A 19,584-nucleotide genomic window follows, 5' to 3' on the forward strand; every position below is an offset into this window, starting at 1 on the left:
CGTGGCACGACGCCGACTCGACGCGGAGCTGGTGCGCCGCAGCCTCGCCCGTTCCCGGGAGCACGCCGGGCAGTTGATCGCCGCGGGGCGGGTCACGGTCGGCGGCAACATCGCCGCCAAGGCCGCCACCCAGGTCGAGACCAGCGCCGCGCTGGTCGTCAGGGAGGACGCGAGCGACCCGGACTACGTCTCCCGCGGCGGCCACAAGCTCGCCGGTGCGCTGGAGGCGTTCGCCCCCCGCGGGCTGCGCGTTCGGGGCCGCAGGGCGCTGGACGCCGGCGCCTCGACCGGTGGCTTCACCGACGTGCTGCTGCGCGCCGGCGCGGGCCACGTCGTCGCGGTGGACGTCGGCTACGGACAGCTGGCCTGGTCGCTCCAGCGTGACGAGCGCGTCACCGTCAAGGACCGGACGAACGTGCGGGAGCTGACGCCGGAGGACATCGGCTCGCAGCCGGTGGAACTCGTCGTCGGGGACCTCTCGTTCATCCCCCTGGGTCTCGTCCTGCCCGCGCTGGTGCGCTGCGCCGCGCCGGAAGCCGACCTGGTGCTGATGGTGAAACCGCAGTTCGAAGTGGGCAGGGAAAGGCTGGGCAGCGGCGGAGTCGTGCGCAGCCCGCAGTTGCGTGCCGAGGCCGTGCGGACGGTCGCCGGACACGCGGCGGCCCTGGGTCTGGGCGCGCTGGGTGTCACCTCGAGCCCGCTCCCCGGGCCCTCGGGAAACGTCGAATACTTTCTGTGGCTGCGCGCCGGGGCCGACGACCTCGACCCGGCGGCGGTCGACCGAGCGGTGGCGGAGGGGCCCAAGTGACCGAGGACAGCCGAGCGACGCGACCCACACCGCCCACACCGTGCTCCACGGCGCCCGGCACCGGCACCGCCGGCGCGGCCCCGGCGCACCCCGTCGGCGACCGTACGGTCTTCCTCCTCGCCCACACCGGCAGGCCCGCCGCGGTGCGCAGCGCCGAACTGGTCGTCCAGGGCCTGCTGCGCTGCGGTATCGGCGTCCGCGTGCTGGCGGACGAGGCCGCCGACCTGCCGCTGCCCGACCCGGTCGAGAAGGTCACCGCCAAGCCGGACGCCGCCGAGGGCTGCGAACTGCTCGTGGTGCTCGGCGGCGACGGGACGCTGCTGCGCGGCGCGGAGTTCGCCCGCGCCTCCGGCGTCCCCATGCTCGGCGTCAACCTGGGCCGGGTCGGTTTCCTGGCCGAGGCCGAGCGGGACGATCTGGACAAGGTCGTCGACCGTGTCGTCTCCCGCGCCTACGAGGTCGAGGAGCGGATGACGCTCGACGTGCTGGTGCGCAACGGCGGGCTGGGCACCAGCGGCCGCAGCGGCGGCCAGATCGTGCACGCCGACTGGGCGCTGAACGAGGTCTCCGTGGAGAAGGCGGCCCGCGAGCGGATGCTGGAGGTCGTCATCGAGGTCGACGGCCGCCCCGTCTCCAGCTTCGGCGGGGACGGTGTGGTGTGCGCCACCCCCACGGGTTCCACCGCCTACGCCTTCTCGGCGGGCGGCCCCGTGGTGTGGCCGGAGGTGGAGGCGCTGCTGATGGTGCCCATCAGCGCGCACGCGCTGTTCGCCAAGCCGCTGGTGACGGCACCGGACTCGGTGCTGGCCGTCGAGGTCCAGCCGCAGACGCCGCACGGCGTCCTGTGGGCCGACGGGCGGCGCAGCGTCGAACTGCCCTCCGGCGCGCGGGTGGAGGTGCGGCGCGGCGCCGTCCCGGTGCGGCTGGCCCGGCTGCACCACGCCTCGTTCACGGACCGCCTCGTGGCCAAGTTCGCCCTCCCGGTCACCGGCTGGCGCGGAGCGCCCCGCTAGGTGTGTCCTGCGGCTCGCGTTCCGGGTACCGGGTAGGGGGTGCCGCTTCCCGCCGTGTGCGGTCGGCGGGTGGGTTGGGGTTTGTGGGGGGCGCCTCCCGGCCGAAGTCCCCCAGCCTTCGGCCGGGAGGTGCCCCCAGGGGGAGCAGTTCCCCGGCGCGGCTGCGCTGGGGCAGCCCCGCTCGCCGTGGGCCGCTCGCGGTGACGGTCGGCACACCCGCCGCCGTCGTCACGGGGCGTCGCCGTGCGGTCGGTGGGCCGGCCGGCCGCAGGGAGGGAACCGGGCAAAACCGCCCGAACACGCGGGGACGACCGTCGTACGTATGTGCGGAAAACCGGGCGTCCCGGACCGTGCGCGAGCACCCTTCCGCGGCGGTCGGGGCCCGGCGCACGGCCCCCCGATCCGGCTACCACCCGCACCACAGGTGTGGCCACCGTGGCGGAACCTCGTATGGTCGTATCCGTGTTGGAGGAGATGCGGATCAAGGCCCTGGGCGTGATCGACGACGCCGTTGTCGAGCTGTCGCCCGGCTTCACCGCGGTGACCGGTGAGACCGGTGCGGGCAAAACCATGGTCGTCACCAGCCTCGGACTGCTGCTGGGCGGACGCGCCGACGCCGCGCTGGTGCGGGTCGGTGCCAAGTCGGCCGTCGTCGAGGGACGAATCGCCGTGCGACCGGAGGCGCCGGCCGCCCGCCGCGCCGAGGAGGCCGGCGCCGAGCTGGACGAGGGCGCCCTGCTGGTCAGCCGCACCGTCTCGGCCGAGGGCCGCTCACGCGCCCACGTGGGCGGGCGCTCGGTGCCGGTCGGGCTGCTGGCGGAGCTGAGCGACGACCTGGTGGCCGTGCACGGCCAGACCGACCAGCAGGGCCTGCTGCGCGCCGCCCGGCAGCGCGAGGCGCTCGACCGCTACGCGGGAGCGGCCGTGACCGGGCCGCTGACCGCCTACCGCGACGCCTATCGCAGGCTGCGCACCGTCGCCGCCGAGCTGAGCGAGCTGACCACCCGCGCCCGCGAGCGCGCCCAAGAGGCCGACCTGCTGCGCTTCGGCATCCAGGAGATCGAGGCCGCCGAGCCGCAGCCGGGTGAGGACACCGACCTGGCGGCCGAGGCCGAACGGCTCGGGCACGCCGAGGCCCTGGCCTCCGCCGCCACCACCGCGCACGGCGCCCTGGCGGGGGACCCCGCCGACCCCGAGGGTGTGGAGGCCGCCACCCTCGTGGCGGGGGCCCACCGCGCGCTGGAGGCGGTAAGGGTCCACGATCCGGCGCTCGCCACGCTCGCCGACCGGCTGGGCGAGGTGCACATCCTGCTCTCCGACATCGCGGGCGAACTGGCCGGTTACGCGGACGACCTGGACGCCGACCCGCTGCGGCTGGCCGCCGTCGAGGAGCGGCGCGCGGCCCTGGCGCAGCTCACCCGCAAGTACGGCGAGGACCTCACGGCCGTGCTCGCGTGGGCCGGGCAGAGCGCCGAGCGGCTGGCCGAACTGGAGGGGGACGACGACCGCATCGGTGAGCTGGGCGCCGAGCGCGACGCGCTGCGCACCGAACTCGCCGAGCTCGCCCGTACGCTCACCGAGGCCCGCGCGGACGCCGCCAAGCGGTTCGCCGACGCCGTCACGGAGGAACTGGCCGAGCTGGCGATGCCGCACGCGCGGGTCTCCTTCGACCTCAAGCACACCGAGGACCCCGACGGGCTCGGCGTCGAGGGGCGCACCCTGGCGTTCGGCCCGCACGGCACCGACGAGGTCGAACTGCTGCTCGCCCCGCACCCGGGCGCCCCGCCCCGGCCCGTCGCCAAGGGCGCCTCGGGCGGCGAGCTGTCCCGGGTGATGCTCGCGGTCGAGGTCGTCTTCGCCGACTCCGACCCCGTACCGACCTATCTGTTCGACGAGGTGGACGCGGGCGTCGGCGGCAAGGCGGCCGTGGAGGTGGGCCGCAGGCTCGCGCGGCTGGCCAGGTCGGCCCAGGTGGTGGTCGTCACGCACCTGCCCCAGGTCGCCGCGTTCGCCGACCGGCACCTGGTGGTGCACAAGACCGACGACGGCTGCGTGACCCGCAGCGGCGTGCGGGCGATGGAGGGCGAGGACAGGATCCGTGAACTCTCCCGCATGCTCGCCGGCCAGGAGGACTCCGAACTCGCCCGCGCGCACGCCGAGGAGCTGCTGGAAGCGGCCCGCGCGGGAGGCTGAGCCCGGCCCGGCACTGGGCGTCGCCCGCGAGGGAGCACAGCGGTGGCGCAGCGCCTCGGCCGGGTCGGCCCCGGTCGGGTGGGTGCTGAGCCGGGCGCCCGAGGAGGGCGTGCGACGGCGCGCGCGGGCGGCGTATCGAAGCCGGGCACCGGCGCGCGGCGCGGTATGCGCGCCGTCGCCCGTGTGAGTGAGAGTGGGTGAGCGCCGCCGTGCTGTGGCGCCGACCGGGGCCGGCCGGGGCCCCACCGCGGCGTGCCCGGCGGGCGTTACCTGGCATCCTGGGCAGGCCTCCCCACCCGCCACCGGAGAAAGCCCGCCTGCCGTGAGCCCGAGCCGCACCCCCGCCCCGCGCCGGTCACCGGTCGGCGCGCGGCCGACGCACGCCGTGCACCTGCTGGGCGGCACCGAAGGCCCGGACGGCGACGACAGCCCCTCGGCGGACACGACGGCCTACGCCCGTTCCCTCGCCCAGGGGCTGACCGCCCGCGGCGCACGGATCACCGTCTGCTCCCGGCACGACCCCACGCTGCGGCACGCCTTCACCGGAACCGGAGCGGACGTGCGCATGCTGCGGGGCCGCACGGAAGCCGAGACGGCCGTCTCGCTGCGCGCCGTGTGCCAGGACGCCGACCTCGTGCACGCACACGGGCCGCACGCCGGGCTGCTGGCCGCCCTCGCGCTCGGGTCGGGGCGCCGGTGCACCCCCCTCGTCGTCAGCTGGCACGCCCCGCCGGGGCCCGGCCCCGGACCCGCCCGTCCCACCCGCGCCGACGCCGCCCGCGAGCTGGTGGTCAGGCTGCTGGCCCGGCGTGTCGCCCGCGCGGCGACCGTCGTGCTCGGCGCCACCACGGCGCTGGTCGACGCGGCGCGCCGCAGCGGCGCCCGCGACGTGCGGCTGGCCCCGGCGCCCATCCCCCTCGAAGGGCCGCGCGCAGGCCCGCCCGACGACGGGGCGGACGGCGCGGAGGCACTGCTCCACAAGGTGCGCGCGGGCATCGGCGCGCTCGACCGGCCGCTGGTCATGGCCGTCGGGCGCCTGGACGGGCGGAGCGGGCACGAGACGGCGCTGACCGCCTCCCGCGTCTGGCGCGGGCTCGACCCGCCGCCGCTGCTCGCCCTGGCGGGGGAGGGGCCGCAGCGGGCCGCGCTGCAGCGCCGTATCGACCGCGAGGCGCTGCCCGCCCGGCTACTGGGCCGGCGCGACGACGCGCTGCGGCTGCTGGCGGGCGCCGACGTGGCGCTGGTGCCGGGCCGCTGCCAGGGCCGCTCGCTGGTCGCCCAGGAAGCCCTGCGCTCCGGCGTACCGCTGGTGGCGGCCGACGGCGGCGGCGTCCCCGAACTCGTCTCGGACGCCGCCGTGCTGGTGCCCTGGGGCGACGCCGACTCGCTGGCGGCCGCCGTGCAGACCCTGCTGACCGATCAGGGCCGCCGCGCGGAGCTGTCCAAAGCGGGCCGCGCCCGTGCCCGTACGTGGCCCACCGAGGACGACGCCGCGGCCCAGATCCTCAGCCTCTACGACGAACTCACCGAGGCGGCGGCCGGACGCTGAGCCGGAACGCCGCCGCGCACCCGGACACCGCCGCGCACCCGGACACCGCCGCGCACCGGAACGCTCCCGCCGGGGGCCGCGGCCCCTGCGGACACAGCAGTGCGCCCGGTTCGCCTGTGGGCACCGGGCGCTCGCACTTCGCTCTTCCGCCGGGCCCCGGACCTGTGGATCCAAGGCCTCGACGTCTCAGACCCCGTAGGCCCCCGAGGCGGTCAGCCGCAGGGCCGTGTCGATCAGCGGGACGTGGCTGAAGGCCTGCGGGAAGTTGCCCACCTGCCGCTGGTTGCCCGAGTCCCACTCCTCCGCCAGCAGGCCCACGTCGTTGCGCAGGGCCAGCAGCTTCTCGAACAGCTTCCGTGCCTCGTCGACCCGGCCGATCATCGCCAGGTCGTCGGCGAGCCAGAACGAGCAGGCCAGGAAGGCTCCCTCCTCGCCCGCGAGCCCGTCGAGGTTCTCGCACGGCTCGCCGTCGGGTCCCGCCTCCGCGCTGGTCGGGTAGCGCAGCACGAAGCCGTCCTCGGTCGACAGCTCCCGCTGGATGGCCTCGATGGTGCCGATGACCCGCTTGTCGTCCGGCGGCAGGAAGCCCATCTGCGGGATCAGCAGCAGCGAGGCGTCCAGTTCCCGGGAGCCGTAGGACTGCGTGAACGTGTTGCGTTCCTTGTCGTAGCCCTTCTCGCACACCTCGCGGTGGATCTCGTCGCGCAGGTTGCGCCAGCGTTCGACCGGGCCGTCCACGTCGCCCGCCTCGATCATCTTGACCGTGCGGTCGACGGCCACCCAGGCCATCACCTTCGAGTGGACGAAGTGCCGGCGCGGACCGCGCACCTCCCAGATGCCCTCGTCGGGCTCGTCCCAGTGGTCCTCCAGATAGCCGATGAGTTTCAGCTGGAGGAGCTGCGCGTAGTCGTTGCGGGCCAGGCCCGTCATGTGGCCCAGGTGCAGGGCCTCGACGACCTCGCCGTACACGTCGAGCTGGAGCTGGCCCGCCGCGCCGTTGCCGACGCGTACCGGCTGGGAGTTCTCGTAGCCCGGCAGCCAGGTCAGCTCGGCCTCGGACAGCTCGCGTTCGCCCGCGATGCCGTACATGATCTGGAGATTCTCCGGGTCGCCCGCCACCGCGCGCAGCAGCCACTCGCGCCAGGCTCGCGCCTCCTCGCGGTATCCGGTGCGCAGCAGGGAGGAGAGGGTGATGGCCGCGTCGCGCAGCCAGGTGAAGCGGTAGTCCCAGTTCCGCTCTCCGCCGATCGCCTCGGGCAGCGACGTGGTCGGTGCGGCGACGATCCCGCCGGTCGGCGCGTAGGTGAGCGCCTTCAGCGTGATCAGCGAACGGACCACGGCCTCCCGGTAGGGCCCGTGGTAGGTGCACGTCTCGACCCAGTCGCGCCAGAACTCCTCGGTGGTGCGCAGCGCCTCCTCCGGCTCGGGGAGCGGCGGCGGCTCGCGGTGCGACGCCTCCCAGCTGATCGTCAGCGCCACCCGGTCGCCGGGGCCGACGGTGAAGTCGGAGTAGGTCGTCAGATCCTCGCCGTAGCTGTCGACCTCGGTGTCCAGCCACACGGAGTCGGGCCCGGCGACGGCAGCGGTGCGATCGTCCAGCTTGTGCACCCACGGCACGACCCAGCCGTAGGAGAACCGCATTCGCAGCGCCGAGTGCATCCGCACCCGCCCGCTGACCCCCTCCACGATCCGCACCAGCTTGGGCGGGTGATTCTCACGCGGAGGCATGAAATCGATGATGCGGACCGTCCCCCTGGGGGTGTCCCATTCCGACTCCAGTACGAGTGAGTCCCCCCGGTAGCGGCGGCGGTCGGCCCGTGGCGGGTCGCCGCCCGCGGGGTGGGCAGGGCCCACCCGCCACAAGCCGTGCTCCTCGGTGCCGAGGAGGCCCGCGAAGACGGCATGGGAGTCGAAGCGGGGCAGACACAGCCAGTCCACCGCTCCGTCTCTGCCCACAAGGGCAGCTGTCTGCATATCCCCGATGAGTGCGTAATCCTCGATGCGCCCAGCCACGTGCATCTCCAGTCGAACGAAAAACGAACGGCGACGCCCCCGTGGGACGTGCTGGTTGACCTGTGTGTTTCTGCCTGTCCTTGGCAAGTGTCCGTGCAGGATACGACGCTGGGATCCCTTCCGCCCGACGGTCGGCTGAGTCCGGCTGCGCCGATGGGGTGACCTTCGCTACCGCGTTCACCTGCTGCGACTCCACCGTCACCCTGGGGGGCGTGTGACGGCTTGCCCGGCGGCGCCACCGACCTCGGCAGCGGCACAGGATCCGCGGCACTGTTACGCTGGTAGCCCGTGGAGCGGTGGGCCGCGAACGCGATCTGTTCGAGACGCCAGCCCCCCGAACCGCAGCGAGGCCCCACCCGGACACCCCTCCAGGATGCAGCCTCCGCACCCCACCAAGCGACCACGGGAGCCCCCTCTTGGCCATGCCGCCTTCGTCCATGACGACCAAGCACCTCTTCGTCACCGGGGGGGTCGCCTCCTCGCTCGGCAAAGGGCTCACCGCCTCCAGCCTGGGCGCCCTGCTCAAGGCCCGGGGTCTGCGGGTCACCATGCAAAAGCTCGACCCCTACCTGAACGTCGACCCGGGCACGATGAACCCCTTCCAGCACGGTGAGGTGTTCGTCACCAACGACGGCGCCGAGACCGACCTGGACATCGGCCACTACGAGCGGTTCCTCGACGTCGACCTCGACGGCACCGCCAACGTCACCACGGGCCAGGTCTACTCCACGGTCATCGCCAAGGAGCGGCGCGGCGAGTACCTGGGCGACACCGTGCAGGTGATCCCGCACATCACCAACGAGATCAAGAGCCGCATCCGCCGCATGGCCACCGACGACGTGGACGTCGTCATCACCGAGGTCGGCGGCACCGTCGGCGACATCGAGTCGCTGCCGTTCCTGGAGGCCGTCCGCCAGGTCCGCCACGAGGTGGGCCGCGACAACGTCTTCGTCGTCCACATCTCGCTGCTGCCCTACATCGGCCCCTCGGGCGAGCTGAAGACCAAGCCCACCCAGCACTCCGTCGCCGCGCTGCGCAACATCGGTATCCAGCCCGACGCGATCGTGCTGCGGGCCGACCGCGACGTGCCCGTCTCCATCAAGCGGAAGATCGGGCTGATGTGCGACGTGGACGACGCGGCCGTCGTCGCCTGCAAGGACGCCCGCTCCATCTACGACATCCCCAAGGTCATCCACTCCGAGGGCCTGGACGCCTACGTCGTCCGCAAGCTCGACCTGCCCTTCCGCGACGTGGACTGGACCCAGTGGGAGGACCTGCTGCGCCGCGTCCACGAGCCCGACCACGAGGTCACCGTGGCGCTGGTCGGCAAGTACATCGACCTGCCCGACGCCTACCTGTCGGTCACCGAGGCGCTGCGCGCCGGCGGCTTCGCCAACCGGGCCCGCGTCAAGATCAAATGGGTCACCTCCGACGACTGCCGCACCCCCGAGGGCGCCAGGCGCCGGCTCGGCGACTGCGACGCGGTGTGCATCCCCGGCGGCTTCGGCGAGCGCGGTGTGGACGGCAAGGTCGGCGCCATCACCTACGCCCGCGAGAACCGCGTCCCCCTCCTCGGCCTGTGCCTGGGGCTCCAGTGCATCGTCATCGAGGGCGCCCGCAACCTGGCCGGCATCACCGACGCCAACTCCACCGAGTTCGACCGGTCCACCGCGCACCCGGTCATCTCCACCATGGAGGAGCAGCTCGACATCGTCGCCGGTGAGGGCGACATGGGCGGCACCATGCGGCTGGGCATGTACCCGGCCAAGCTCGCCGAGGGCTCCCTCGTGCGCGAGGCCTACGACGACGAGGCCTACGTCGAGGAGCGCCACCGCCACAGGTACGAGGTCAACAACCACTACCGCACCGAGCTGGAGAAGAAGGCCGGGCTCGTCTTCTCCGGCACCTCGCCCGACAACAAGCTCGTCGAGTACGTCGAGTACCCGCGCGAGGTCCACCCCTACCTGGTGGCCACCCAGGCCCACCCGGAGCTGCGTTCCCGCCCCACCCGCCCGCACCCGCTGTTCGCCGGGCTGGTCAAGGCCGCCGTCGCCCGTCAGCAGGGAGAGTGAGCACCATGGTCACCCGCATCTCCGACACGCCCGCGGAGTGGGAGGTCACCGCGACCTCCACCCCGTTCCAGGGCAACAAGACCGGTGTGCGTACCGACCAGGTCGTCATGCCCGACGGCTCCGTCGTCGGCCGCGACTACCAGACCCACCCCGGGTCCGTGGCCATCCTCGCCCTCGACGAGCAGGACCGCGTCCTGGTCGTCAACCAGTACCGGCATCCCGTGCGCGAGAAGCTGTGGGAGATCCCCGCCGGGCTCCTCGACGTACCCGGCGAGAACCCGCTCGCCGCCGCGGAGCGCGAGCTGTACGAGGAGGCGCACACGAAGGCCGAGGACTGGCGGGTCCTCGTCGACGTCTACACCACCCCGGGCGGCAGCGACGAGGCCGTGCGCATCTTCCTCGCCCGTCAGCTGTCCGACGTCGAGGGCGAGCGCTTCGAGGTCTCCGAGGAGGAGGCCGACATGGAGGTCGCGCGCGTTCCGCTGGAAGAGCTGGTGCGCGGCGCTCTCGCCGGTGAGCTGCACAACAACTGCCTCGTGGTGGGGTGCCTGGCGCTGAGCGCCGCGCTGGCGAGCGGGGGCGGCCCCGGGGCGCTGCGTGCGGCGCAGGCGCCGTGGCCGGCCCGGCCGTTCGAGGCCCGGTAACCCGACGCGTCGTCCACCGCGCAGGGGGCTCCGCCCGTGTGGGAGCCCCCTCGGGGGCCGCCTGCCGGCCTCTCGCGGCCGGCGGGCGCAGGGGCACCGCGTTGCTCTCCTGCCGCGAAGGAGGGCGACCGTGAGCCGGTGTGGTGATTTTTTCAGGTGGCAGGGGCGGTTGTCGGCCCCGGTTCGCGGCAGGCGGTGAACTACGCTCGCCAGTGATTCGTCTCGCGCACACCAGGTGAACAGCGAACGGGAGCGTAGCCCGTGACAGACCAGGCGGTGGAGCCCGCAGCGACGGGGCCGAGCCCCCACCCGTTCACGGGCCGCGGCCGCGAACTGAGCGCACTGCGCCAGGACATCGAGCGCGTCGGGCTGCACACGCTGTCCGGGCAGCCCCCGCCGCACTGCCGCATCCTGCTGATCGCCGGTGCGCCGGGGGCCGGCCGTACCGCCCTGGCGGAGGAGTTCGTGCGGCGGATCGCCGACCGCTACCCGGGCGGAGTGCTGCGGGCCCGCCTCACCGATCCGGGCGGCGTCCCCGTACCGACCGAACGCACCGCCCGCGACCTGCTGGCAGCGATGGCCGGGACCGGCACGCCCGGGCAGGACGCTTCCCGGCCGCGCCGGGACGCGGCGCCCGCGCCCGGTGCCGACGAGGCCGCCGTCGCGGAGGCCTTCCGTGCCGCCCTCACCCGCCGGGGCGCCACCGTGCTGCTGCTGGACGACGTGGCGGACTCCGAGCAGCTCCTCGACCTGGTCCCGGCCAGCCGCGACTGCCTCGTCGTCGCCGTCGCGACCGGCCCGCTGACCGACGTACCCGACGTACGGCCCTGCACCCTGGGGGGTCTGGAGCGGGCCGCTTCCGTGGCGCTGCTGGCCCGGTACGCGGGATCCTCACCCCGTTTCACGGTGGACCCGCGCAGCGCGGAGACGCTCGCCGAGCGGTGCGGCGACCTGCCCGCGGCGCTGACGCTGATGGGGGGCTGGCTGGCCTCCCGGCCCATGCTCTCCGTGCTACAGGCCGCGCAGGCCCTCTCCGGGACGGCCGCCGGGCCCGAGGAGGCCGAGCCGCAGGACGGCGGCGGCTTCGAAGACCGGGAGACGGACGGGGCGCGTGCCGCCGCGCAGTCCCCGGCCGGCCCCGGCACGGAGCGGGAGGAGACCGCCGAGTCCCGCGGCCCGTCGGCGGCCGGGGAGGCGCCCGGCGCCGAACGGACGACCGCACGGGGAACCCCCGAACCGCTCGTGCGGGCCTTCCAGCTGGTGCACGGCTCTCTGCCGCGGTCCTCCGCGCGGCTGTTGCGGCTGCTGGCGCTCGCGCCGGCCGGATGCGTGGATCCGCAGACGGCGTCGTCGCTCGGCGGCTGCTCGGTGAGCACGGCGTGCCTGGCACTGGATGAGTTCGTACGGCTCGGACTGCTGCGCGCGCTGGGCGGGGACCGCTACCAGGTGCCGGGCTGCCTGGATCCGCTGCTGCGCGCCGAACTCGCGGCGCGTGAGCGTCCCGCCGAGGCGATGCTGGCGCGGGCCCGGATGCTGGAGCGGCTGGTGCGGCAGCTCCAGGCCTGCCGTGCGGTGTGCGAGCCCGCCGGTTCGCCGGGGCGCGCACGGATGGCGGGGATGGAGCGGGGCTTGCGCTTCGCCCACCGCGCCGAGGCCCGTTCCTGGCTCCAGGCGCGGCGTCCCGCGCTGCTCGCCGCGGCACGGATGGCCGTCGCGGAGGGCGGTGGCGAGCTGGACACGCTGGCCCGGCGGCTGGTCTCCGCGCTGGCCCGCGCCTTCGACGCGCACCGGGACCCCGAGGAGGCCGCGCCGGAGCTCTACCGGCTGCACGAGTTGGTGCTGCGGGTGGCCGAGCGGGGCCACCGGCACCGGGAGCGGGCGGCGGCGCTGCTCAACCTGGGCGGTCTCGACGCGGACACGGACCGCTTGGAGGACGCGCTGGTGCGCTACCGCGCGGCCCTGGACGCCGCGCGCGAGGGTGAGGACGAGTGGGCGGCGGGCCGGGCCATGGAGTCACTGGCCGGCTGCTACGCCGAGTTGGAGGACTGGGAGCGGGCCGCCGACTGGTACGGCAGGGCGCTCGCGCTGCGGCTGACCCGGGGCGAGCGCGCCGACCGCGAGGCCGCGGCACGGCTCCACGGCCGGATCGGCGCGGTGCACACCTACGCGGAGCGCTGGGACGAGGCACTGCGTGCCTGGCGTGCCTCGGCTGCGGCGTTCCGCAGGCTCCGTGAGCCGGCGGCGCAGGCGCGCGCGCTGGCGGAGGTCGCCCGCGTCCAGGAGTGCGCGGGGCGCCCGCACGAGGCGCTGCGTTCGTGCGACCAGGCGCTGGTGGCGGCGCGCGGTGCGGGAGACGGGCGGTTGGAGGCGGCGCTGGAGCTGCGCGCGGCCGGGGTGTGCGAGCGGGCCTGCCACCCGCGTGCGGCCCGGCGGCACCGCGCGGCGGCGGAGCGGCTGCTCGGCACGTTGCCGCCGCCTCGCTCCGACGGCGCGGCGGCCGGGGAGGCGCGCACGGACGGTGGTGGAGCGCGGGTGGCCGCGGCGGAGGGCGAGCGGGGGCCGGCCGAACCGGGTGCGGGGGGCGCGTAGGGCTGTGAGGGGGGTCACTGCGCGCTCTCGGGGTGTGCGGGGACTCGGGCCGGACGCCCCGCAACCTGCGAAACGTATAGCGATAACGAAAAAGATCGACCGTTTGTAAGGCTAGACAGCTCAGCCTCCTTTATTAAACTGGTCGAGCCGCGGTCCCCCCGGGTGTCTTCGAGCATGCGCGACCCGGCTTCTCTACTGCCTTCTGCACCCTGAGTGAAGGACCGTGATCGACGTGAAGGTCGGCATTCCCCGCGAGGTCAAGAACAACGAGTACCGCGTCGCCATCACCCCGGCCGGAGTGATGGAGCTGGTCCGCAACGGCCACCAGGTGTTCGTCGAGAAGAACGCCGGGGCGGGCTCTTCGATCCCCGACGGTGAGTACGCCGCGGCCGGCGCCGCCGTCCTGGACACCGCCGACGAGGTGTGGGCCACCGCCGACCTGCTGCTGAAGGTCAAGGAGCCGGTCGCCGAGGAGTACCACAGGCTCCGCAAGGACCAGACGCTCTTCACCTACCTGCACCTGGCCGCCTCCCGGGAGTGCACGGACGCGCTGCTTAAGGCGGGCACCACGGCCATCGCCTACGAGACGGTCGAGCTGCCGAACCGCACCCTGCCGCTGCTCGCCCCGATGTCCGAGGTCGCCGGGCGCATCGCCCCGCAGGTCGGCGCCTACCACCTGATGGCCTCGGCGGGCGGCCGCGGGGTACTGCCCGGCGGCGTGCCAGGGGTCGACCCGGGGCGCGCGGTCGTCATCGGCGGCGGCGTCTCCGGCTGGAACGCCACCCAGATCGCCGTCGGCCTGGGCTTCCACGTCACGCTGCTCGACAAGGACGTCAACAAGCTCCGCGAGGCCGACAGGATCTTCGGCACCCGGGTGCGCACCATCGCCTCCAACGCCTTCGAGCTGGAGCGTGCCGTGCTGGAGGCCGACCTGATCGTCGGTGCCGTGCTCATCCCCGGCGCCAAGGCCCCGAAGCTGGTCACCAACGACCTGGTGTCCCGGATGAAGCCCGGAAGTGTTCTTGTCGACATCGCGATCGACCAGGGCGGCTGCTTCGAGGACTCGGCGCCGACCACGCACGCCGAGCCGATCTTCCCGGTGCACGACTCGGTCTTCTACTGCGTCGCCAACATGCCCGGTGCGGTGCCGAACACCTCCACGCACGCGCTGACCAACGCGACGCTGCCCTACATCGTGGAGGTCGCGAACCGCGGCTGGCGCGAGGCGCTGCGCCGCGACCCGGCGCTGGCCAAGGGCCTCAACACGCACGACGGCGAGGTCACTTACGGCTCCGTCGGCGAGGCGCACGGCCTGCCGGTGCGCGACACCGCGTCCCTGCTCGGCTGAGGCGCGCGCCCGGCGAGGACGGCGACCGGCGGGGGAGGGCCCCGGCGGATGCCGGGCCGCGGTGCGGGCGGGTCAACCCCTCAAGTCAACGTCGGCAACATCACGTCACCGTCCGGACCGTGGCGCCACGGTCCGGACGGTGACGTCGTCATGCGCCCGTACAGCAACGCCAATTCGCCGCAAAAGTAACTGTCTCACCGATTTGCCCACCGGTGAAACGGCCCCGGGGTCACCCGGGGGCCTCTTGACACAACGGGGCTCGCATACCGACACATCGTGCCGTCTCCGGCGGATTGTGTTGCTGCGGACCGCCGACACGCCATAGAGTCGCCAACCGTCGGCATGGTGTCACGCTGACTAGTCGAGAAATTTCCTGGTCACCTTAGGAGGTAAGACGACTTGTGAACGAGTCGACATTTTCTCCCGGGGGTGGTCAACCAGGAGCGCCTGCACTCGGCCAGGGGTCCTCGGGCCCCACAGGTCCCGAGGGTGTCGGCTCCGTCGCTGTCCGCACCTTCGCAGCCCACCAGAACCCGACGCACACCATGACAGCCAACCAGAGCACGGACGGCCAACACGTGAACGCCACGGCCGGCGACGCTACGAACGGTCAGTCCGCCGAGCGTTTCGCCGACTACACCGATCCGCACTACGACCCCAACTACGGCGAACTGCCCGAGGGGCACTTCTACGACCCGGACGCGGAGTACGAACCCGATCCGGAGTACGCGGCCACGCTCGCGCCCGACGCGGCGCGCCAGCGGCGTGAACGCATCGGCCCGACCGGGCGCCCGCTGCCGTACTTCCCGATCCCCGGTCCGGTCAACGAGCACGGCCCCGCCAAGATCATCGCGATGTGCAACCAGAAGGGCGGGGTCGGCAAGACGACCTCCACCATCAACCTGGGCGCCGCACTCGCGGAGTACGGGCGGCGCGTGCTGCTGGTCGACTTCGACCCGCAGGGCGCCCTGTCCGTCGGCCTCGGCGTCAACCCGATGGAGCTGGACCTGACGGTCTACAACCTCCTGATGGAACGCGGCCTGGCCCCCGACGAGGTGCTGCTGAAGACGGCGGTCGCCGGCATGGACCTGCTGCCCAGCAACATCGACCTGTCGGCAGCCGAGGTCCAGCTCGTCAGCGAGGTGGCCCGCGAATCCACCCTGCAACGCGCCCTCGGCCCGCTGCTGAGCGACTACGACTTCATCGTCATCGACTGCCAGCCCTCGCTCGGCCTGCTCACCGTCAACGCGCTGACCGCGGCGCACAAGGTGATCGTGCCCCTGGAGTGCGAGTTCTTCGCGCTCCGCGGTGTCGCGCTGCTGACCGAGACGATCGAGAAGGTCCAGGAGAGGCTCAACCCGGAGCTGGAGCTCGACGGGATCCTGGCGACGATGTACGACTCGCGCACCGTGCACAGCCGTGAGGTGCTCGCCCGCGTCGTCGAGGCGTTCGACAACAACGTCTACCACACGGTCATCGGGCGTACCGTCCGCTTCCCCGAGACGACCGTCGCGGGCGAACCGATCACGACGTACGCCTCCAACTCCGTCGGCGCCGCCGCCTACCGCCAGCTCGCCAGGGAGGTGCTCGCCCGGTGCCACGCCGAGTGAGTCTCCCGGCAGCCGACGAATTGTTCCGTACGACCGGTGGCGCCGCGGTCCAGTCGTCGGCGCCGCAACAGGGGCCGCCCGCACAGGTCGGCCAGGTGAACGGCGAGACGGCGCCACCCCCGCAGGGGGCCGCCGGCGGCGCCTCGCCGTCCACCGCGCCGAAGGTGCCGGCGCCGTCCCCCGAGCCCGCGGCCGAGTCCGAGGGCGGCGACCACGCCGCGGCCGACGAGTCCGCCGGCCGGGCCGCCGCCGACCCGGCCGAGCACGCGGGCCGCCAGGGCCGCGGCACCGGCAAGCCGGAGGCCCAGCGCGCCACCACCCCGCCCCAACAGGTTCCCCCCGCACAGGGCGAGCGGGCCGCACGGCGCGGCGGCGGCACCAAGAACCGCCAGGCCCAGGCGTCTTCGGCCGCCCCACGAGGGCGACGTGCGGCCCGCAGGCCCAGCGGGCGCGAGCGCCACGACGAGAAGATCACCGTCTACGTCTCGGCCGAAGAGCTGATGGACCTCGAACACGCGCGGTTGGTGCTGCGCGGCGAACACGGCCTCGCCGTCGACCGCGGCCGCATCGTCCGCGAGGCGGTCGCCGTGGTCCTCGCCGACCTCGAATCCCGCGGAGACGCGAGCATCCTCGTACGGCGGTTGCGCGGGCGCTGACCTGCTTGCCAGTACGCTGCCTGCGATGCCCCCACCGACTCCGAACGACGCGCGCCACCACCGGGGCCCCCGCCGACCGCTGGGGCGGGGGCCCGCGGGGGCGCACGAGCCGCCGGAGCCGCAGCCCGCCGAACGGACCGCTCAACACCCCCCGGCCGAGCCCCACCTGCCGGAGCAGGCCCGCGGCGTCCAACGAAGCGGCCCCGAGGGCGAACCGGACACCACCGTCGGCCCGCCGGCGGAAGCGGAGCCGGAGGCCGCCGGGGAATCCGAGGGAGAATCCGCCCGAGAGGCGGCTGGAGAGGCGGACGACGGCCGCTTCCGCGTCGTCCTGGACAACTTCGAGGGCCCCTTCGACCTCCTCCTCCAACTCATCTCCAAGCACAAGCTGGACGTCACCGAAGTCGCGCTCTCGAAGGTCACCGACGAGTTCATGGCGCACATCCGCGCCATGGGGCCCGCGTGGGACCTCGACCAGACCACCGAATTCCTCGTCGTCGCCGCCACGCTGCTGGACCTGAAGGCCGCACGGCTGCTGCCGCAGGCCGAAGTGGAGGACGAGGCGGACCTGGCCCTGCTGGAGGCCCGCGACCTGCTCTTCGCCCGGCTGCTCCAGTACCGCGCCTACAAGGAGATCGCCACGATCTTCGCCGGCCGCCTGGAGACGGAGGCCCGGCGCTTCCCCCGCACGGTGGGGCTGGAGCCGCACCACGCCGAGCTGCTGCCCGAAGTGGCGCTCAGCGTCGGCCCGGAGGGCTTCGCCAGGCTGGCGGTCAAGGCGATGCGGCCCAAGCCGAAACCGCAGGTGTACGTCGAGCACATCCACGCGCCCCTCGTCAGCGTCCGCGAGCAGGCCGAGGTGGTCGTCGCGCGGCTGCGGGAGCGGGGCGAGGCCAGCTTCCAGGAGCTGACCGAGGACACCACCGACACCCTCACCGTCGTCGCCCGCTTCCTCGCGCTGCTGGAGCTGTACCGCGAGCGGGCCGTCGAGCTGGACCAGGACGAGGCACTGGGCGCGCTGCTCGTACGGTGGAGCGGCACGGTCGACACCGCACCCGTGGTGACCGACGAGTTCGACCAGGAGCCGGGAGCCGGCAAGTAGGAGCCAGGGGAGCACAGGGATGAGTGACACAGCAGCCGGCACGGCCGAGGAGACCTACGAGGTCCAAGCGGCCGTCGGCGAGGGCACCGAACCGCCCGCCGGCGGCTCCGAGGTCGCTCAGCTGGAGCTGAAGCCCGCCCTGGAGGCGGTCCTCATGGTCGTGGACGAACCCGCCACGGCCGAGCACCTGGCCAAGGTGCTCCAGCGGCGGCCCCGCGAGGTCTCCGACGCCCTGCGCGAGCTGGCCGACGAGTACACCGTCCAGGGGCGCGGCTTCGAGCTGCGGCTGGTCGCCGGCGGCTGGCGCTTCTCCACGCGCGGTGACTACGCGGACGCGGTCGAACGCTTCGTGCTCGACGGCCAGCAGGCACGGCTGACCCAGGCCGCGCTGGAGACCCTCGCCGTCGTCGCCTACCGGCAGCCGGTCAGCCGCTCCCGCGTCTCGGCCGTACGCGGCGTGAACTGCGACGGCGTCATGCGTACGCTGCTCCAGCGCGGTCTCCTGGAGGAGGCGGGCACAGAACCCGAGACAGGTGCGATCCTTTACAGGACGACGCATTACTTTCTGGAGCGGATGGGCCTGCGCGGCCTGGACGAGCTTCCGGAACTGGCGCCCTTCCTTCCGGAGGCGGAGGCCGTGGAGGGGGAGACCCCAGAAGGCATGCCGTCGTTCGACGTAGACGATCCTTCCCCCGAGTCCCAGACGGAACATTGATGCGAAGCAGCGGCAGGAACACCGGCGGTAACCGAGGCGGCAAACAGGGCGGCGCTGGCCGCGGCGGCCAGGGCGCCCCGCGCGGCGGCACCCCACGCGGCGGCGCCCCGCGCGGCCAGGGCGGCGGCCAGCGGGGCCGGGACCAGCAGTCCCGCCAGCCCCGCCCCGAGGAGCGCCGCCACACCCAGACCGGCGGCCGCCCGAGCGGCGACGGCCGACCGGGCGACCAGGGCGGCGGCCGCGGCGGCGCCAAGCCCCAAGGCCCCCAGAAGCCCCGGAGCGGCCCCAAGTCCCAAGGCGGCCAGACCGGCCGTGGCGGTCAAAGCGGTGGCAACATCCGCAAGAACGTCACCAAGAGCGGCGCCCCCAAGGCGCGCGACCGCAGGGCCTCGGCACCCGCACGCCCCCGCGAGTACGAGGCCCAGATCGAGGAGCGCAACCGCGCCCGGCACAGCAAGCCCGCCGTCAAGCTCCCCAAGACCTTCGGCGAGCAGGAAGGCGAGCGCCTGCAGAAGGTGCTGGCCCGGGCGGGTATGGGCTCCCGGCGGGCCTGCGAGGAGCTGGTCGAACAGGCCAGGGTCGAGGTCAACGGCGAGATCATCCGCGAGCAGGGGCTGCGGGTCGACCCCGAGAAGGACGAGATCAAGGTCGACGGACTGACCATCGCCACCCAGTCCTACGTCTTCTTCGCCCTGAACAAGCCGGCCGGCGTCGTCGCCTCGATGGAGGACCCCGAAGGCCGCCAGTGCCTGGGCGACTACGTCCAGAACCGCGAGACCAGGCTCTTCCACGTCGGCAGGCTCGACACCGAGACCGAGGGGCTGATCCTGCTCACCAACCACGGTGAGCTGGCCCACCGCCTCACCCACCCGCGCTATGGCGTGACGAAGACCTACCTGGCCGCCATCCAGGGCCCGCTGCCGCGGGAACTGGGCAAGCAGCTCAAGGACGGCATCCGGCTGGACGACGGCTTCGCCCGCGCCGACCACTTCCGCGTGGTCGAGAACCACGGCAAGAACTACCTCGTGGAGGTCGCCCTCCACGAGGGCCGTAAGCACATCGTGCGGCGCATGCTCGCCGAAGCCGGCTTCCCCGTCGAAAAACTCGTCCGCACCCGTTTCGGCCCCATCGCCCTGGGCGACCAGAAGTCCGGCTGGCTCCGTCGCATGACCAACACGGAGGTAGGCATGCTCATGAACGAGGTAGATCTCTAAAAGCCCCGGTCCGAGCCCTCTCACTCCAGAGCGAACCCGCACATGCCCCGGGGGCTCC

Annotated in this window: 14 protein-coding genes; 13 read left to right on the forward strand and 1 reads right to left on the reverse strand. The window is 73.5% G+C overall.

All coding sequences use genetic code 11. The annotated features are described in order from the left end of the window. The first annotated feature begins 1 nt into the window (after nucleotide 1). From DTL70_RS03430 to DTL70_RS03445, 4 genes are all read left to right on the forward strand, one after another. Entirely contained in the window at nucleotides 2-808 is an 807-nt protein-coding gene (locus tag DTL70_RS03430) for a TlyA family RNA methyltransferase (protein ID WP_114020333.1), read from the forward strand. Next, nucleotides 805-1,821 carry an NAD kinase gene (locus DTL70_RS03435; protein WP_114020334.1) on the forward strand — a complete coding sequence of 339 codons (1,017 nt, stop codon included), beginning with the start codon at nucleotides 805-807 and terminating at the stop codon, nucleotides 1,819-1,821. The genes DTL70_RS03430 and DTL70_RS03435 overlap by 4 nt, the downstream gene beginning before the upstream one ends. Before the next feature lie 450 nt (nucleotides 1,822-2,271). Next, a complete protein-coding gene (gene recN, locus DTL70_RS03440) occupies nucleotides 2,272-4,014 on the forward strand; it encodes a DNA repair protein RecN (protein WP_114020335.1) in 1,743 nt (580 codons plus the stop codon). Nucleotides 4,015-4,336: 322 nt separating this feature from the next. After that, nucleotides 4,337-5,563, forward strand: coding sequence for a glycosyltransferase family 4 protein (locus DTL70_RS03445; protein ID WP_114020336.1), 1,227 nt, complete (start codon nucleotides 4,337-4,339; stop codon nucleotides 5,561-5,563). A gap of 186 nt (nucleotides 5,564-5,749) precedes the next feature. Here the strand turns inward: DTL70_RS03445 and DTL70_RS03450 are convergent, their stop codons facing one another. Continuing rightward, nucleotides 5,750-7,582 (reverse strand): glycoside hydrolase family 15 protein, encoded by a 1,833-nt coding sequence (locus DTL70_RS03450; RefSeq protein ID WP_114020337.1) that lies wholly within the window; start codon nucleotides 7,580-7,582, stop codon nucleotides 5,750-5,752. A 416-nt stretch (nucleotides 7,583-7,998) separates the two neighbouring features. Between DTL70_RS03450 and DTL70_RS03455 the strand changes: the two genes are divergently transcribed. From DTL70_RS03455 to DTL70_RS03495, 9 genes are all read left to right on the forward strand, one after another. After that, nucleotides 7,999-9,648, forward strand: a complete 1,650-nt coding sequence (locus DTL70_RS03455; RefSeq protein WP_114020338.1) for a CTP synthase — start codon at nucleotides 7,999-8,001, stop codon at nucleotides 9,646-9,648. Nucleotides 9,649-9,653: 5 nt separating this feature from the next. After that, entirely contained in the window at nucleotides 9,654-10,292 is a 639-nt protein-coding gene (locus DTL70_RS03460; RefSeq protein ID WP_114020658.1) for an NUDIX domain-containing protein, read from the forward strand. A gap of 261 nt (nucleotides 10,293-10,553) precedes the next feature. Then, nucleotides 10,554-12,881 (forward strand): tetratricopeptide repeat protein, encoded by a 2,328-nt coding sequence (locus DTL70_RS03465; RefSeq protein WP_114020339.1) that lies wholly within the window; start codon nucleotides 10,554-10,556, stop codon nucleotides 12,879-12,881. Nucleotides 12,882-13,104: 223 nt separating this feature from the next. Beyond that, nucleotides 13,105-14,229 carry an alanine dehydrogenase gene (gene ald / locus DTL70_RS03470; RefSeq protein ID WP_181860763.1) on the forward strand — a complete coding sequence of 375 codons (1,125 nt, stop codon included), beginning with the start codon at nucleotides 13,105-13,107 and terminating at the stop codon, nucleotides 14,227-14,229. A gap of 545 nt (nucleotides 14,230-14,774) precedes the next feature. Continuing rightward, on the forward strand, nucleotides 14,775-15,839 hold the full coding sequence (locus DTL70_RS03475; RefSeq protein ID WP_423835367.1) for a ParA family protein: 1,065 nt from the start codon (nucleotides 14,775-14,777) through the stop codon (nucleotides 15,837-15,839). Next, on the forward strand, nucleotides 15,836-16,495 hold the full coding sequence (locus DTL70_RS03480) for a hypothetical protein (protein ID WP_245978971.1): 660 nt from the start codon (nucleotides 15,836-15,838) through the stop codon (nucleotides 16,493-16,495). The genes DTL70_RS03475 and DTL70_RS03480 overlap by 4 nt, the downstream gene beginning before the upstream one ends. Before the next feature lie 25 nt (nucleotides 16,496-16,520). Further along, complete coding sequence (locus DTL70_RS03485) at nucleotides 16,521-17,597, forward strand: segregation and condensation protein A (RefSeq protein ID WP_181860764.1); 1,077 nt, start codon at nucleotides 16,521-16,523, stop codon at nucleotides 17,595-17,597. Between the two features lie 19 nt (nucleotides 17,598-17,616). Continuing rightward, nucleotides 17,617-18,312: an SMC-Scp complex subunit ScpB gene (scpB, locus tag DTL70_RS03490; protein ID WP_114020342.1), complete on the forward strand. Its 696-nt coding sequence runs from the start codon at nucleotides 17,617-17,619 to the stop codon at nucleotides 18,310-18,312. Continuing rightward, a complete protein-coding gene (locus DTL70_RS03495; protein WP_114020343.1) occupies nucleotides 18,312-19,526 on the forward strand; it encodes a pseudouridine synthase in 1,215 nt (404 codons plus the stop codon). The genes scpB and DTL70_RS03495 overlap by 1 nt, the downstream gene beginning before the upstream one ends. Nucleotides 19,527-19,584 lie beyond the last annotated feature (58 nt).

This window comes from Streptomyces diacarni, from assembly GCF_003323715.1.
Taxonomy (GTDB): Bacteria; Actinomycetota; Actinomycetes; order Streptomycetales; family Streptomycetaceae; genus Streptomyces; species Streptomyces diacarni.

Excerpts from the sequence above, each read along its gene's own strand:
- recN (WP_114020335.1), top strand. The coding sequence starts at position 2,272 with ATGGTCGTATCCGTGTTGGAGGAGATGCGGATCAAGGCCCTGGGCGTG.
- DTL70_RS03450 (WP_114020337.1), bottom strand. The coding sequence starts at position 7,582 with ATGCACGTGGCTGGGCGCATCGAGGATTACGCACTCATCGGGGATATG.
- DTL70_RS03455 (WP_114020338.1), top strand. The coding sequence starts at position 7,999 with ATGCCGCCTTCGTCCATGACGACCAAGCACCTCTTCGTCACCGGGGGG.
- DTL70_RS03460 (WP_114020658.1), top strand. The coding sequence starts at position 9,654 with ATGGTCACCCGCATCTCCGACACGCCCGCGGAGTGGGAGGTCACCGCG.
- DTL70_RS03475 (WP_423835367.1), top strand. The coding sequence starts at position 14,775 with ATGACAGCCAACCAGAGCACGGACGGCCAACACGTGAACGCCACGGCC.
- DTL70_RS03485 (WP_181860764.1), top strand. The coding sequence starts at position 16,521 with ATGCCCCCACCGACTCCGAACGACGCGCGCCACCACCGGGGCCCCCGC.
- scpB (WP_114020342.1), top strand. The coding sequence starts at position 17,617 with ATGAGTGACACAGCAGCCGGCACGGCCGAGGAGACCTACGAGGTCCAA.
- DTL70_RS03495 (WP_114020343.1), top strand. The coding sequence starts at position 18,312 with ATGCGAAGCAGCGGCAGGAACACCGGCGGTAACCGAGGCGGCAAACAG.